Genomic DNA, 15,008 nt, shown 5'->3' with positions numbered 1-15,008 from the left:
CGATGTCCACCCTTGAAATCGCCGGCGTGATCGTCAGTGCGCTCGCGATCTGGCTGACCGCGAAGCGGCGCATGCTGTGCTGGCCCGTGGGGCTCGCGTCGGTCGCGCTGTACGGCTGGATCTTCTTCGACGCGAAGCTCTATTCGGACATGCTGCTGCAGGGCGCGTTCGCGGTGCTGCAGGTGTACGGCTGGCGGCGCTGGCTCGCGCAGCGGGTGGACCGGGCGGACGGCATGGCCGGCGGCGACGCGTCGCGCGGCGCCGTCGTGCCGGTCAGCGGCGTCACGCCCGCGCAGGTGCTGCCCGACCTGATCGCGGCGGTCGTGGGCAGCGCGCTGCTCGGCGGGATCATGGCGCGCTGGACCGACGCCGCGCTGCCGTTCGTCGACGCGTCGCTGACCGCGTTCAGCCTCGTCGCGCAATACTGGACCGCGCGGCGCTACATCGCGTCGTGGGGCCTGTGGATCGTGGTCAACGTGGTCTATGTCGGGATGTTCGTCGTCAAGGAACTGTACCTGACCGCGGGGCTCTATGCGCTGTTCATCGGGCTCGCGGTGATCGGCTGGCGCGACTGGCGCAACACGGCTGCCGCCTCGGCCGCTGCGGTGCGCGCGGCGGCGAGCTGATTCATTTCCGGAGGCCTGTCGCCGATGTCCAATCCGACCGAGTCGACCGCGCTTGCGGCCCACGCGGGCGCCGACGCGATCGCGCCGCCGCAGTTCGGCGTCGATGGCGAGCAGGCCGAACGCGACTGGCCGCTGATCACGCGCGACGAGGTGGCCGCGATCCTCGCGCGGATCGACGACGCGGGGCCGCCGGCGCAGCTCGCGTGGCACAGCCCGCGGCCGTTCTCGGCGGCCGTGCTGATCCATACCGCGCGCGGCCGCGCGTTGTTCGTCAAGCGTCATCACGTGAGCATCCGCGACGTCGCGGGGCTCGAGGAAGAGCATCGTTTCATCGCGCATCTGCGCGACCGCGGCATTCCGGTCCCCGACGTCCTGGCGGACCGCGACGGCGCGACCGCCGTGACGCTCGGCGACTGGACCTACGAGGTGCATGCGGTGGCGCCGGGATGCGACGCGTATCGTGGCGTGATGTCGTGGAAGCCGTTCACGCATCCGTCGCACGCTTACGCGGCCGGGCAGGCACTGGCGCGCCTGCATCACGCGGCGGCCGGCTTCGATGCGCCGGCCCGGCCGGTGCGGCTGCTGCTGTCGAGCTTCAGGGTGCTGTCGTCGGCCGACCTGCCCGGCGCGCTCGAACGCTGGGTCGCCGCGCAGCCGCTGCTGGTGCGCGCGCTGGCCGCGCGCAACTGGCGCGACGATATCGCGGACGCGATCGGCCCTTACCACGCGCGTCTTGCGCCGCTGCTGCCGGCATTGCAGCCGCTGTGGACCCACGGCGACTGGCACGCGTCGAACCTGCTGTGGAGCGACGGCGAGCCCGGCGCGCAGGTGCGCACGGTGCTCGATTTCGGGCTGTCGGACCGCACCTGCGCGGTGTATGACGTTGCGCTCGCGATCGAGCGCAACGCGATCGACTGGATGGCGCCGGCCGACGCGCGCCGGGTCGAATACGCGCAGATCGACGCGCTGCTCGACGGGTACGAGTCGCTCGCGCCGCTCGACGACGACGCGTATGCAGCGTTGGTGGCGTTGCTGCCGATCGTGCATACCGAGTTCGCGCTGTCCGAGGTCGCGTATTTCGACGGGATCGTCGGGTCGCCCGAGACGGTCGATGTCGCGTACGACGGCTATCTGATCGGGCATGCGCGATGGTTCGGCGAACGGGATGGGAGGCGGCTGCTCGATTGGTTGGTGCGCCGCCGGCGGGCGCGGAACGCGCAAGCCTGAGCGATGCGTTCGGCACGGCGACGTGTGCGGCGCGCTACGCGCCCCGGACGGCTGGCCCGGTCTTCGTGCTACGCGGTCCCGCACTACTTCAATATGTCATCCGTCGCCCAAACAATCCGGGCGAGCTTCAGCGGCCGATAAAGACGTGTCCCAGGAACGTGCATCCGGAGTCTGAATTCGCGAATTCCGGCGGTCAGGATTACGGGGAAATGCAAACTGCAAACACTGTTTGCGCCTTGTAGCTACGCGCGCTTCGCGCAGCGCAAGTGCCCCGGTGCGGCAACGCTGATTGCGTCCGGCAACGCGCGCCGGGACGGCGACGGGGCCTTCCCGGAGGATTCCTGCATGGCGGGGCGAAGACGCTCGAGTTTCGCCTGGCGACTTACGGACAGTTGCCCCCCGAAGCGCGAACAGCGCGGGCGTTCGGCTGACACCACACCGCCCGATACCCGGCAATGACGCCCGACACGGTGCGCTCGTTCGCATTTCGTGACATTTATTCGGATACCTGGAAATCGTTAGCACATTTTCGTACGCGGACGATTGATTCCCCTGTCGGGTTGCCGTTAGGTTTGCATAGGGCACATTCTGCCCGCTCAACCGGAGAGGGATTCAGGATGACGAATGAACAAGAGGCAAACGCGCTGACTCATCTTTTTGCAACCATAGGCTCACGTACCGAGCGCGGCGGGTGGGTCGCCGAAGTCGCGGGCAAGACGAGTTATCGCGGGCTGGTGCTGGCCCGCGTCGGCGACATCGTGCAATACGACGACGGCAGCGAAGCCGTCATCATCGACGGGGCGGGATTTGCTGCCACGTCGGAGGGCAAGCCGTTCGCGCTTGTCGGGTCGCGACTGAGCAACGGCGACGTCATCACGCAAACGTTACAAGACGGAGCCGGCATCCGGGTAAGCGACGACAAGCCGATTCCCGGTTTGTTCGACCCGGACTATGTGCCGCCGCCTTCACGCCCGCGCTACCGGCTGGCCGTGAAAGGGGCGACGACCGCTCGGGGCGGCGTGCTGCACGAAGCGACCGGCACGTGGGAGATGGGCGACTCACTCGGCAAGTCTGCTGTCGTGGGAAACGTTGTCCACTATGCGGACGGCTCGACCGCCCGAATCATCAGCGGCTTGGGCATCGTGGATTACCCCGACTTCGCACCGCTAGCTTTCGTTGGGAGCGAACTAGACAACGGCGACGCGATCACCGATAGCCCGGAACGTGAAGGCCGGGGCTTCGCCGACACGTTCACGGTGGTGAAACTGGCGACCGTGACCGGCTAAAGGGGCGACGGCATGATCCGATATTTTCTCGCCCAAGGCGACCGCGCCGGCAGTGCGGTCATCACCGAAGGTCTTCGCTCCGTGACCTGCGCGAACCCGCCGCCGAGGGTACATATCGCCACGCTCTACATGAAAACCTACTGCACGGCCTGCAAGCAGGAAGGGTTCATCGCGCCGAAAGGGCCGCGCTGGCCCGGCACCGGCCCGAACGGCAAGCAATGGGCGTTGAGCGGCGACATTAACGTATGCGGTTGCAACCCGCCGCCGGTTTTCTACGCCGAGCGCAACATGAGAATGATTTTCACGGCCGAGCAAGGGGCGGCGCTGATGGGGCAAAGCGTCCCGCGTTCGGTAGCAGCGGGTCGGGTCGAACACGACGAACAATTTGTTCTGTGCGACGCCGCTACCGGTCGCCCCTTGGCGCGCGTGCAATACCGTATCTGGACCGCGTCCGGAAAAGTGTTCAGCGGCGTTACGGATGCGATGGGCCACTCACAGCGCGTCACCACGACCGATACGGAAGACCTTCAACTCTATATCTATCGCGATCATGTTTGAGTAACTGATAGTCAAAGGCGCTCGCACGACGACCGGCGGCCGCGTCCTAGGCGGCTCGTCCGAGACGGGGACGAAGCGACTTGCGGTAACTGCAAGGGGCCTTTTCCGATATGCGGCAGTGCCGATACATGGCTGGATGATGGAAAAGCTATGGTCAAGGATCGGGACTGGGTGCTGTGTCCGTGCCGGAAGAATCGTATCCGCGCCACGCCTTCCACGACGTCCTTCTATTCGAACGGAGGCTGTGGGCAGACGGTAACGCAGCCGTTGAAGCAGTCAGTCACCGAAAGCGCGCTGCCAGCCGCGCATGACGAGCAATACGTTTCGCGCGATGCCGATAACGGACAGCGTCTAGCCAATGTTCACTATGCGACGACTAACGCCGGGTCGCTTCATCTTGAAATTGTGAGAAACGAAAATGCCCAATGACGGCTACGAACTTGTTCACGATTCAGCCACGACGAACACAACGCCTGGCTCGAAGGTTTATGTCTACGTAAACACGACGCCGATATGTCAGAACATGAATAATAGGCAATTCGCCGATATAGTAGTGCGTGCTCGCGATGCGGGTGTTGTGCTGATTAAGGATCGTATCGCGGCGGTTGCACGATGGGACGGAAACGAGCAGGAACGCGCCAAAATTTACTTTGGACGCGCAGATGAAGAGATCAGAAGCACATTGGCCGCTGGTCTTCCACGATTGCTGAAAGCTATGCAAGAGCTTGTTCCAGAGAAAATTGTTCGCTGGGATAGTGACCTCAATAGAAGTCTGTCATGCGCCGTTGTACCCGATACCGGCTCAAATCATGCCGGAGTATGTAAGCCAGACTCCGAAAAGCGAATTATAGCAATCTACTCAAAGTTCTGCTTGGATTCAAATGGGGAGCTATTCCATGCTGCAAAAGTAAAAGTTTTGATTCATGAGTGCACCCATTACATCGACACATTTGATTCGGAAGATATTATTTATGGCGACACTGAAATCGGGATGAGGGTTTTTGCAATGAATAATTCGGATTGTGCGATCAGGAACGCGGATAGTATAACTGGATATATTGCAACATTCGATAGGATTGTTATCCGATGATTGTGTCTCGAGGTTTAAAATGCTGTTTCTTGACTCTGGCAGTCGCAGTGTCCGCCTTTCTTCATGGATCAGCTGTCTCCTGTACTATCGGGGAGGAAATGCAGGCTCAACTGCCGTTCAACATTGCTGATATTTCTAATGCTGACAGGCTCGCAATTGCGAATATTGTGATTGATGCAAAAAAATGGCCAGATGTGGAAATTCAGGCGGTTGTGATTGCGGGGGCATATAAAAGCGAAGAGCATGTGGAGCGGTTGAAAGAGGTTCGGGCCGAAAATGTTAAGGCATATTTGCAGCAGCTTGGCATTAAGAGTGGGAATATATTGATTGACAAGAAAACGTTCACGGATGAGATGGTAGTTAAGCATCCCGATGGCACGCTCACTATTCATCAAATCGTGATCGAGTTGACTCCGATATGCAAGGGAAGTTGCGCGTGGCTTTGCGATGATCCACGCGTGGTGCCCACAAGCAAGGCGATCAAGTAATTTCGATGCGGCGTAAGCCCGCATCCGCGGGGATTTTTTCTCTTGCAATCGAACACGTTACCGAAACGTTTTGCACTGGCGTCGCTCGCTGCGTTCGTCACACTCGCCGTCAGCTTGTTCGCGACAGTGTGAGCAAGCGCCCGTTCGGCAAGGTCGAGTGCATACCGAGTTCGCGCTGTCCGAGGTTGCGTATTTCGACGGGATCGTCGGGTCGCCCGAGACGGTCGATGTCGCGTACGACGGCTATCTGATCGGGCATGCGCGATGGTTCGGCGAACGGGATGGGAGGCGGTTGCTCGATTGGCTCGAACACCGTCGGCGCACACGCAAGCGAATCGCCTGAACGACGCGTCGCGTGCGACGGCCGTGCACCACGACGCGCGCCAAAAATGACGGAAATATCATGTTCGCATCATGTTTGCACTGCGGCAGGACCGTAGCATCGGTCGCGAAACTGTCAATGCAGACTCGAACATGCTCATGCGTAACCTGGCTGCGCTCGCCGTCCTTGCGGCGGCCGCTTCGGCTCATGCCCAGCCTTCCCTGATTCAAACGCCGGCCGGCGACGCGGCTACCGCCGCCTCTTCCCCACCGTTGACGCTCGCCGACGCGCTCGGCATCGCGGCCCGCAACAACCCCGCGCTGCGCGGCGCGCTCGCCGATTCGAACGCGTCCGTCGGCGCCCTGATGCAGGCCGGTGTGCGGCCCAATCCCGAGCTGTCGTTGCTGCAGGAAGGCTTCGGCGGCACCGAGCGCACGACGACCGCCCTGGTCAACCAGACCATCGAACTGGGCGGCAAGCGGCGCGCGCGGCTCGACGTCGCCGCCTACGGCCGCGAAGCCGCTGTCGCGACGCTCGACGAACAGGGCGCCGCCGTGCGGGCCGGCGTGACCCGCGCGTTCTACGGGCTGCTCGCCGCGCAGCGGCAACTGCAAGTGACGGACGAATCGGCCGCGCTCGCCGCACGCTCGGCCGATCTCGCGGGCCGGCGCGCGCGGGCGGGCAAGGTCTCGCCGGTCGAGGCGACCAAGGCGCAGGTCGCCGCGGCGGCCGTGCAGATCGAAGTCGCGACCGCGCGCAGCCGCGTCGAGATTGCGCGGGAAAAACTGAATGCGGTGACGGGCAGCGTGCGCACCGAAGCGCGCGTCGCGGTCGGCGATCTCGAAGCCGTGCCGGCCGTGGCGCCGCTTGCCGCGCTCGTCGAGCGGCTGGCCGATGCGCCGCTTGCCCGGGTCGCCCGTGCGGAAATGCTGCGCTCGAACGCAGCGGTGTCGCTGGAGCGCGCGAAGCGCATTCCGGACGTCACCGTCAGCGCCGGCATGAAGCGGGTCGTGACGGGGGGCGTGCCCGACAACCAGGCCGTCGTCGGCATCGCCATTCCCATTCCGCTGTTCGACACGAACAAGGGCGCGCTGCTCGAAGCGACGCACAAGGCGGAACGCGCGAACGCCGATCTCGATCGCGAGCGCGCGCGCCTGCGGCTGGAACTGACGCAGTCCTATGCGAACTACGAAGCCGCCGCGCAGGAAGCGCAGCGCCTGAAGACCGACATCCTCCCCGCCGCGCGACTCGCGCTCGACGCGATGTCGCGCGGCTACGAACTCGGGAAGTTCAGCTTCCTCGACGTGCTCGATGCGCAGCGGACCCTGTTCCAGGGGCAGTCGCAGTACGTGCGGGCGCTCGCCGATGCGCACGCCGCCCGCGCCGACATCGGCCGGCTCGTCGGCACGCCGCTGACGAGCGTCGCGCAAACGCCGCCCACCTCACCCTGAAGGACCCTCATGTCGCGCAGCAAATTCCTCGTCATCACGGTGGCCGTCGCCGGCGTCATCGTCGCAGCAGTCGCCATCGCCCGCAGCGGGGCGGAGCCGGCATCCGTGCCCGGCGCGGCCGGCGTCGCGCCAGCCTCCGAAGCAGCCGGTCGATACGGCGGCGTCGTGCTGAAGAACGGCAAGCTTTCCGTCGAGATCGTGATGACGGGAAAGCCCGGCGACGCGCGCCTCGTCGTCTATCCGTTCGTCGACGGCAAGCCGGCCCGCGACGGCGTGTCCGTATCCGGCATGCTGGTCCGGCACGACGGCTCGCGCGAAGCCGTGCGGTTCGACCCGTCGGGCCAAAAATTCACGTCGGCGCAGCCGATCCGGAAGCCGCACGTGTTCGACGTGACGATCGACGTGAAGTGGCCCGGCGGCACGGCCGCGTTTCCGTTCTCGCGGGTGGACGGCGCGGTCGCGCTGAGCGACGCGCAGATCGCGGCATCGCGGATCGGTCTCGCCAAGGCCGGGCCCGCGCAGATCGCCACGCCGTTCCAGCTGCCGGGCGAGATCAAGTTCAACGAGGATCGCACCGCGCATGTCGTGCCGCGCGTGGCCGGGATCGTCGAGCAGGTTGCGGTGTCGCTCGGGCAGAACGTCGCGAAGGGGCAGGTGCTGGCGGTGATCGCGAGCACGGACCTCGCGGACCGGCGCAGCGAGCTGCTGACGGCCGAGCGCCGCCTGTCCGCGGCCCGCACGACCTACGAACGGGAAAAGACGCTGTGGCAGGAGCGCATCTCGGCGGAACAGGATTACCAGCAGGCGCAGGTGCAACTGCGCGAAGCCGAAATCGCGGTGCAGAACGCCCGGCAGAAGCTGGCGGCGCTGAACGCGCCTGCCGGCGCGAAGGCATTGAACCGCTACGAGCTGCGCGCGCCGTTCGCCGGCACCGTCGTCGAGAAGCATGCGACGCCGGGCGAAGCGATCGCCGCCGACGCGAGCATGTTCGTCGTGTCGGACCTGTCGTCGGTGTGGGCCGAGATGGCCGTGCCGGCGCAGCGGCTGAACGACGTGCGGGTCGGCCGCGACGCGACCGTCAGCGCGGCCGCGTTCGAATCGCGCTCGAGCGGCCCGATCGCCTACGTGGGCGCGCTGCTCGGCGAACAGACGCGCACCGCGCCGGCGCGCGTCGTGCTGCCGAATCCCGACGGCGTGTGGCGGCCCGGCCTGTTCGTCAACGTGTCGGTCGACGCGGGCCGGCAACACGTGCCGCTGGCCGTCGCCAGCGACGCGCTGCAGGACATCGACGGCGCGCCTGCCGTGTTCGTGCGTTCGCCGAAGGGTTTCGTCGCGCAGGCCGTCGAGATCGGCCGCCGCGACGAGCAGTCCGCCGAAGTGCTCAAGGGGCTCAAGCCCGGTCAGGCGTACGTGGCATCGAACAGTTTCGTGCTGAAGGCGGAGCTCGGCAAGGGGAGCGCGGAACATGAGTAAGCGGCCGTTTTCGGTTTCAGAGGATCATTGCAATGTTTGAGCGCCTGATTCGCTTCGCGATTGCGCACCGCTGGCTCGTGATGCTGGCGATCGCCGCCGTGGCGGCGCTGGGCATCTTCAGCTATCAGAAGCTGCCGATCGACGCCGTACCCGACATCACGAACGTCCAGGTCCAGATCAACACGCCGGCGCCCGGCTATTCCCCGCTGGAAGCGGAGCAACGCATCACCTACGCGGTCGAGACCGCGATGGCCGGACTCCCCGGCCTCGAGCAGACGCGCTCCATTTCGCGCTACGGCCTGTCGCAGGTGACCGTCATCTTCAAGGACGGCACCGACATCTACTTCGCGCGGCAGCTCGTCAACGAGCGGATCCAGGAAGCGAAGGACAAGCTCCCGCCCGGCGTCGCGCCGACGATGGGGCCGACGTCGACCGGTCTCGGCGAAATCTACCTGTGGACCGTCGAGGCGGACGCCGCCGCGCGCAAGCCCGACGGCACGCGCTATTCGCCCGCGGACCTGCGCGAGCTGCAGGACTGGGTCGTCAAGCCGCAGCTGCGCAACGTGCCGGGCGTGACCGAAGTCAACTCGATCGGCGGCTATGTGAAGGAATTCCGCGTCGCGCCGAACCCGACCAAGCTGATGTCCTACGGGCTGACGCTGGCGGACGTCGTGCGCGCGCTCGAGCGCAACAACGACAACGTCGGCGCCGGCTACATCGAGAAGCGCGGCGAGCAGTACCTCGTGCGCGTGCCCGGCCAGGCGCGCTCGGTCGACGATATCGCGAACGTCGTGCTGACGAACGTCGGCGGCGTGCCGGTCAGGATGAGGGACGTCGGCCAGGTCGACATCGGCCGCGAGCTGCGCACCGGCGCGGCGACGTCGAACGGCGAGGAGGTCGTGCTCGGCACGGTGTTCATGCTGATGGGCGAGAACAGCCGGTCGGTCGCGAAGGCGGTCGCGGCGAAGATGGCGGACGTGAACCGGACGCTGCCCGCGGGCGTGAAGGCGATTCCGGTCTACGACCGCACCGTGCTCGTCGAAAAAGCCGTCGCGACGGTGAAGAAGAACCTGCTGGAAGGCGCGATCCTCGTGATCGCCGTGCTGTTCCTGTTCCTCGGCAACCTGCGCGCGGCGCTGATCACCGCGCTCGTGATTCCGCTGTCGATGCTGATGACCTTCACCGGGATGGTCAACGCGAAGGTGAGCGCGAACCTGATGAGCCTCGGCGCGCTCGACTTCGGCATCATCGTCGACGGCGCGGTGGTCATCGTCGAGAACTGCGTGCGGCGGCTCGCGCATGCGCAGGCGGTCGCGGGCCGTCCGCTGACGCGCGACGAGCGGTTCGCGGAAGTGTTCGGCGCGTCGCAGGAAGCGCGTCGCGCGCTGATCTTCGGCCAGTTGATCATCATGGTCGTGTACCTGCCGATCTTTGCGCTCACCGGCGTCGAAGGGAAGATGTTCCACCCGATGGCCGTCACGGTCGTGATGGCGCTTGCCGCAGCGATGGTGCTGACGGTCACGTTCATCCCGGCGGCCGTCGCGCTGTTCATCGGCGAGCGCGTCGAGGAGAAGGAGAACCGCCTGATGGGCTGGGCGCGGCGCGCGTACGAGCCGGTGCTGGCCGCGTTCATGGTGCGTCCGGCGCGGGTCATGCTGGGCGCGGCGGCGATCGTCGCGGTCACGCTCGGCCTCGCGACGCGTCTGGGCAGCGAGTTCATCCCGAGCCTGAACGAGGGCGACCTCGCGGTCGCCGCGCTGAGGATTCCCGGCACGAGCCTGTCGCAGTCGGTCGACATGCAGAAGTCGATCGAGAAGACGCTCAAGCGGCGCTTCCCGGAGATCGAGCGCGTGTTCGCGCGCACCGGCACCGCGGAAATCGCCGCCGATCCGATGCCGCCGAACCTGTCGGACGGCTACATCATGCTCAAGCCCGTGGACCGGTGGCCGGACCCGAAGAAGCCGCGCGAGCGGCTCGTCGCGGAAATCGAGGAGGCGCTCGCCGATCTGCCGGGCAACGCCTACGAGTTCTCGCAGCCGATCCAGCTGCGCTTCAACGAGCTGATTTCCGGCGTGCGCAGCGACGTCGCCGTCAAGATCTTCGGCGACGACATGGCGGTGCTCGAGCGGACGGGCGAGCAGATCGCGGCCGTGTTGCAGAAGGTGCCCGGCGCGTCGGAGGTGAAGGTCGAGCAGACGACCGGCCTGCCGGTGCTCACGATCAACCTCGACCGGGACAAGCTCGCGCGCTACGGCGTGACGGTCGCGGACCTGCAGGATACGGTGGCCGCGGCGGTCGGCGGACAGAAGGCCGGCACGCTGTTCCAGGGCGACCGGCGCTTCGACATCGTCGTGCGCCTGCCGGACGAGTTGCGTTCGGACATCGAAGCGATCAAGCGGCTGCCGATCGCGCTGCCCGCGCCGGCGGCGCTCGGCGCGAGCGGCACGACGGTGCAGGCGCCGTACGTGCCGCTCGCGGAGCTGGCGACGATCGAGGTCGCGCCGGGGCCGAACCAGATCAGCCGCGAGGACGGCAAGCGGCGCGTCGTCGTCAGCGCGAACGTCCGGGGTCGCGACGTCGGCTCGTTCGTCGCCGCCGCGCGCGAGCAGTTGCAGCAGGACGTCCGGATTCCCGCCGGCTACTGGGTGTCGTGGGGCGGGCAGTTCGAGCAGCTGCAGAGCGCGAGCGAGCGCCTGAAGCTCGTCGTGCCGCTCGCGCTGTTCATGGTGTTTGTCCTGCTTTTCGTGATGTTCAATAATGCGAAGGACGGCTTGCTGGTGTTCACCGGCATTCCGTTCGCGCTGAGCGGCGGGGTCGTGTCGCTGTGGCTGCGCGGCATTCCGCTGTCGATCACCGCTGCGGTGGGCTTCATCGCGCTGTCCGGCGTGGCCGTGCTGAACGGTCTCGTGATGATCTCGTTCATCCGCAACCTGCGCGACGAAGGCGCGCCGCTCGATGCCGCGGTGCGGGAGGGCGCGCTGACGCGGCTGCGGCCCGTGCTGATGACCGCGCTCGTCGCGTCGCTGGGCTTCCTGCCGATGGCGTTCGCGACCGGCACGGGCGCCGAAGTGCAGCGGCCGCTCGCCACCGTCGTGATCGGCGGTATCCTGTCGTCGACCGCGCTGACGCTGCTGGTGCTGCCGGTGCTGTACCGCGTCAGTCACGCGGTGTCGTGGCGAACGGCGTTCAGGGCCGGGCTCGGCGCCGGCGCGCCGATGCGGATGCTGAGACGGCTGGGTTTCTTCAAGGGTAATGTGTAATGCGGATCTTGATTGTCGAAGACGAACCGAAGACGGGCGCCTATCTTCGCAAGGGGCTGACCGAGGCCGGGTATGTCGTCGACTGGGTGGAGGACGGCATCACCGGCCTGCACCAGGCCGAAACGGAAGACTACGACCTGCTCGTGCTCGACGTGATGCTGCCCGGCCAGGACGGCTGGACGCTGCTGCAGAACCTGCGCCGCAGCAAGTCGACGCCGGTCCTGTTCCTCACCGCGATGGACGACGTCGGTGACCGCGTGAAGGGCCTCGAGCTCGGCGCGGACGACTATCTCGCGAAGCCGTTCGATTTCGTCGAGCTGACCGCGCGCATCAAGTCGATTCTGCGGCGCGGGCAGCCGCGCGAATCGAACACGTTGCGCGTAGCGGATCTCGAGCTCGACCTGACGCGCCGCAAGGCGACCCGGCAGGGAGACACGATCCTGCTGACCGCCAAGGAGTTCGCGCTGCTGTGGCTGCTGATGCGGCGGGAGGGCGAGATCCTGCCGCGCGCGACGATCGCGTCGCAGGTGTGGGACATGAATTTCAACAGCGATACGAACGTCGTGGATTCCGCGATCCGCCGGCTTCGCTCGAAGATCGACGACGCCTACGAACCCAAGCTGATCCACACGGTGCGCGGCATGGGCTACGTGATCGAAGCGCGCGACGGCGCGAACCGATGATCCGGCGCCTGCTGCCGCGCACGCTGCGCGGGCGCCTGACCGCGCTGATCATCCTGTCGACGTCCGTGATCCTCGCGTCGAGCGGCGTCGCGCTCTACGAGGCGCAGCGCAACCGCATCGAGACGTCGGCCGCGGAGCAGCTGAGCGGGATCGTCGCGGCATTGCGCACGCATCTGGCCGACGTGCGGACGACCGCCGACGTCGCCCGGAACACCGACGTGTGGGTCGACCAGCTGCACGGCCATCCGAACATGGAGCTGGCCATCTACGACGCCGCCGGCAATCGCCTCGTCGGCACCGGCGGGTTCAGCGCCTATGCGCCGCTGCTGTCGCGGGAGGCGCGCAACATGCCGGCTGTCTTTGTCGCGTCGCGCTCGACCCTGAGCTATCTCGTCGCGACCGCGCCGCTTGCCGGCGCAGCCGCACCCGTCGTGCGCATCGTGGTTCAGTACGACCGGCGCGCGGACATCCGGCAACTGCGCGCGCATGCGTACACGATCATCGTGATCGAGGTATTCGGCGTCGCGCTGGCCGCCGTGATCGCATACGGCATCGCGGCGCTGGGATTGAGCCCGCTGCGCCGCTTCGCGGCCCGCGCGGAACAGATGTCGACCAGCCGGCTTGCCCATCCGCTGCCGGAGCTCGACACCGCCGGCGAGCTGAAGGAACTGGAGCACGCGTTCAACGGGATGCTGGCGCGGCTCAACGAATCGTTCACGCGCCTGAGCCAGTTCTCGTCGAACCTCGCGCACGACATGCGCACGCCGCTCACCAACCTGCAGGCGGCCGCGCAGGTCGCGCTGTCGCAGCCGCGCAGCGCGGACGAGTACCGCAGCGTGATCGAATCCGGCATCGACGAATATCAGCGGCTGTCGAGAATGATCGAGGACATGCTGTTTCTCGCGCGTTCGGAGCAGGCCGGCACGTCGATCGACGTGCGCCGCCTCGACGCCGCGGTGGAGGCGGAACGCGTCGCGGGCTACTACGAACCGCTCGCCGAGGATGCCGGCGTGTCGGTCAGGGTCGGCGGGCACGCATGGGTGGACGCGGACCTGACGCTGTACCAGCGCGCGTTGAGCAACCTGCTGTCCAACGCGCTGGCTTATGCGCCGCGCGGGAGCGTGATCGCGATCGACTGCATGGCAGCGGACGACGCGACGACGATCACCGTCTCCGACACGGGGCCCGGCATCGACGCGCAACATGTCGCGCGCATTTTCGAGCGGTTCTATCGCGTCGATCCGTCCCGGCACAATTCCGCGTCGGGGACGGGGCTCGGCCTCGCCATCGTCCGGTCGATCATGGACAACCACGGCGGCGAGTGTGGCGTTAATAGCGTTCCGGCCAAGCGCACGACGTTCTGGCTGCGGTTTCCGCACCGAACGGCCGCGGCGAAGCTGTCCCGCGCCTGACGACGCGCTCGCGCACCCGCGCGTTTGCGGTGCGGGCGCCCGATGCGCATCGGGCGGGCGCGATGTCAGCGCCCGGCGAGATTGTCGTGGCGGTCGGCCTGCGGCGACGCGTCGCCCGCATGGACCGAGATGCCGTGAAGTTCCTTGTTGCGCGTGACGATGTCGGTGGTCGGCGGATACTGGGTCTTGCTCGTCGGCACGACGCCGTCGTGCTGCGCCTGCTTCAGTTCGTCGACGACTTGCGCGCGGGTCTTGCCCTGCGCGTGGGCGGCCTGGGCCGCGAGGCCGAGCGACAGCGTCGCGGCGACGAAAAGTGCTGCCATCCTTGCTGCTTTCATTGCGTGCTCCTTGAACGTGGCCGCCGGTTGGCGAGCCGTGAAGCCAGTATGCGCAGCCGGCCATGCGCGACCATGATCGGAAGATGAGAAATGCGTCAGATTCGGGCGCGCGGCGGACATGACGCAATCGTCATGTCCGCGTCATCGATGCGATGCGCGCAGGCACGAAGATGAAGTGGGCCACGGACCGCTGCCCGGCGGTACCGGGGGCATCCATGCCGTTCGCGATTGCGCTCCGGAAAGCGGACGGTCCTGCTTCCACTTCGATACCGACCCGCAAAGTGAATCACATCGACCGTCGTCTTTCCGTCATCGCAGTCCTGATCATTCCGTTGCTCGCCGGATGCGTATCCGGTGGCGGCGTTGCCTCGTCCGTCGGCGAAAGAAAGGCAGTTGCCAGGGATCTGGCGCCCGGTGAACAGGTCGACTATGCGGGACACCGCTGCGGCAATCCCAACCTGCACGTCAAGACGCATCCGTGCGTCTTTCCGCAACGCAGCGCGGCGCAATGATCGCCGCCGTCGCGGCCATGCATGAAAAGAAGCCCGGACACGTCGCGCGTCCGGGCTGAATGCGTGGTCGCGCCTTGCGGCAACGCCATGCGTCGCGTGGTTCAGGGACGGATATCACCCGCACCACTGCCGATCCTAACCACAGGACGCTGCGCGAACCTGATTCGAAGATGACATTTTTTTCATGCGCGTTCGCCGGGTGACGGAAACGTCATGCGGCGATCACGAGCACGCACCTCGCGCCGATCATAGTGAAGGCTCCTTTCATCGATTTCCGGCAAG

General features: G+C 66.1%; 14 protein-coding genes and 1 pseudogene. 14 read left to right on the top strand and 1 reads right to left on the bottom strand.

What is annotated here, in order from left to right; translation table 11 throughout:
- Nucleotides 1–2: 2 nt before the first annotated feature.
- The 13 genes and pseudogenes from pnuC (at nucleotide 3) to ACFIMZ_RS31515 (ending at nucleotide 13,876) form a co-directional block, all read left to right on the top strand.
- Entirely contained in the window at nucleotides 3–626 is a 624-nt protein-coding gene (gene pnuC / locus ACFIMZ_RS31575; protein WP_431823362.1) for a nicotinamide riboside transporter PnuC, read from the top strand.
- 24 nt (nucleotides 627–650) lie between these two features.
- Nucleotides 651–1,853: a phosphotransferase enzyme family protein gene (locus ACFIMZ_RS31570; protein ID WP_431823361.1), complete on the top strand. Its 1,203-nt coding sequence runs from the start codon at nucleotides 651–653 to the stop codon at nucleotides 1,851–1,853.
- A 617-nt stretch (nucleotides 1,854–2,470) separates the two neighbouring features.
- A complete protein-coding gene (locus tag ACFIMZ_RS31565) occupies nucleotides 2,471–3,139 on the top strand; it encodes a PAAR domain-containing protein (protein ID WP_431823360.1) in 669 nt (222 codons plus the stop codon).
- Nucleotides 3,140–3,151: 12 nt separating this feature from the next.
- On the top strand, nucleotides 3,152–3,697 hold the full coding sequence (locus ACFIMZ_RS31560) for a hypothetical protein (protein WP_431823359.1): 546 nt from the start codon (nucleotides 3,152–3,154) through the stop codon (nucleotides 3,695–3,697).
- 150 nt (nucleotides 3,698–3,847) lie between these two features.
- A complete protein-coding gene (locus ACFIMZ_RS31555) occupies nucleotides 3,848–4,126 on the top strand; it encodes a hypothetical protein (protein ID WP_431823358.1) in 279 nt (92 codons plus the stop codon).
- Between the two features lie 94 nt (nucleotides 4,127–4,220).
- Nucleotides 4,221–4,787 (top strand): M35 family metallo-endopeptidase, encoded by a 567-nt coding sequence (locus tag ACFIMZ_RS31550; RefSeq protein WP_431823357.1) that lies wholly within the window; start codon nucleotides 4,221–4,223, stop codon nucleotides 4,785–4,787.
- A 98-nt stretch (nucleotides 4,788–4,885) separates the two neighbouring features.
- Nucleotides 4,886–5,275: a hypothetical protein gene (locus tag ACFIMZ_RS31545; protein ID WP_431823356.1), complete on the top strand. Its 390-nt coding sequence runs from the start codon at nucleotides 4,886–4,888 to the stop codon at nucleotides 5,273–5,275.
- Between the two features lie 157 nt (nucleotides 5,276–5,432).
- Nucleotides 5,433–5,618 (top strand): annotated as a pseudogene (locus ACFIMZ_RS31540) (aminoglycoside phosphotransferase family protein); the annotation flags it as partial.
- 131 nt (nucleotides 5,619–5,749) lie between these two features.
- A complete protein-coding gene (locus tag ACFIMZ_RS31535; protein WP_431823355.1) occupies nucleotides 5,750–7,048 on the top strand; it encodes a TolC family protein in 1,299 nt (432 codons plus the stop codon).
- Between the two features lie 9 nt (nucleotides 7,049–7,057).
- On the top strand, nucleotides 7,058–8,521 hold the full coding sequence (locus ACFIMZ_RS31530; protein ID WP_431823354.1) for an efflux RND transporter periplasmic adaptor subunit: 1,464 nt from the start codon (nucleotides 7,058–7,060) through the stop codon (nucleotides 8,519–8,521).
- Between the two features lie 32 nt (nucleotides 8,522–8,553).
- Nucleotides 8,554–11,781, top strand: coding sequence for an efflux RND transporter permease subunit (locus ACFIMZ_RS31525; RefSeq protein ID WP_431823353.1), 3,228 nt, complete (start codon nucleotides 8,554–8,556; stop codon nucleotides 11,779–11,781).
- The gene (gene irlR, locus ACFIMZ_RS31520; RefSeq protein WP_431823352.1) at nucleotides 11,781–12,464 is read left to right on the top strand and encodes a heavy metal response regulator transcription factor IrlR; all 684 of its coding nucleotides are present in this window, start codon (nucleotides 11,781–11,783) and stop codon (nucleotides 12,462–12,464) included. Before ACFIMZ_RS31525 ends, irlR begins: the two co-directional genes overlap by 1 nt.
- Complete coding sequence (locus ACFIMZ_RS31515; protein WP_431823351.1) at nucleotides 12,461–13,876, top strand: heavy metal sensor histidine kinase; 1,416 nt, start codon at nucleotides 12,461–12,463, stop codon at nucleotides 13,874–13,876. Before irlR ends, ACFIMZ_RS31515 begins: the two co-directional genes overlap by 4 nt.
- Nucleotides 13,877–13,941: 65 nt before the next feature.
- Here ACFIMZ_RS31515 and ACFIMZ_RS31510 read toward each other — a convergent pair whose 3' ends face one another.
- On the bottom strand, nucleotides 13,942–14,214 hold the full coding sequence (locus ACFIMZ_RS31510; protein ID WP_431823350.1) for a DUF4148 domain-containing protein: 273 nt from the start codon (nucleotides 14,212–14,214) through the stop codon (nucleotides 13,942–13,944).
- A gap of 281 nt (nucleotides 14,215–14,495) precedes the next feature.
- Here ACFIMZ_RS31510 and ACFIMZ_RS31505 point away from each other — a divergent pair, with 281 nt between their 5' ends.
- Nucleotides 14,496–14,726 carry a hypothetical protein gene (locus tag ACFIMZ_RS31505; RefSeq protein WP_431823349.1) on the top strand — a complete coding sequence of 77 codons (231 nt, stop codon included), beginning with the start codon at nucleotides 14,496–14,498 and terminating at the stop codon, nucleotides 14,724–14,726.
- The last annotated feature ends 282 nt before the right edge of the window (nucleotides 14,727–15,008 follow it).

The organism is Burkholderia sp. F1 (genome assembly GCF_050813845.1).
GTDB lineage: Bacteria > Pseudomonadota > Gammaproteobacteria > Burkholderiales > Burkholderiaceae > Burkholderia > Burkholderia ubonensis.
The sequence above is the reverse complement of the archived record's forward strand: the minus strand, read 5'-3'. Positions and strand labels throughout refer to the sequence as shown.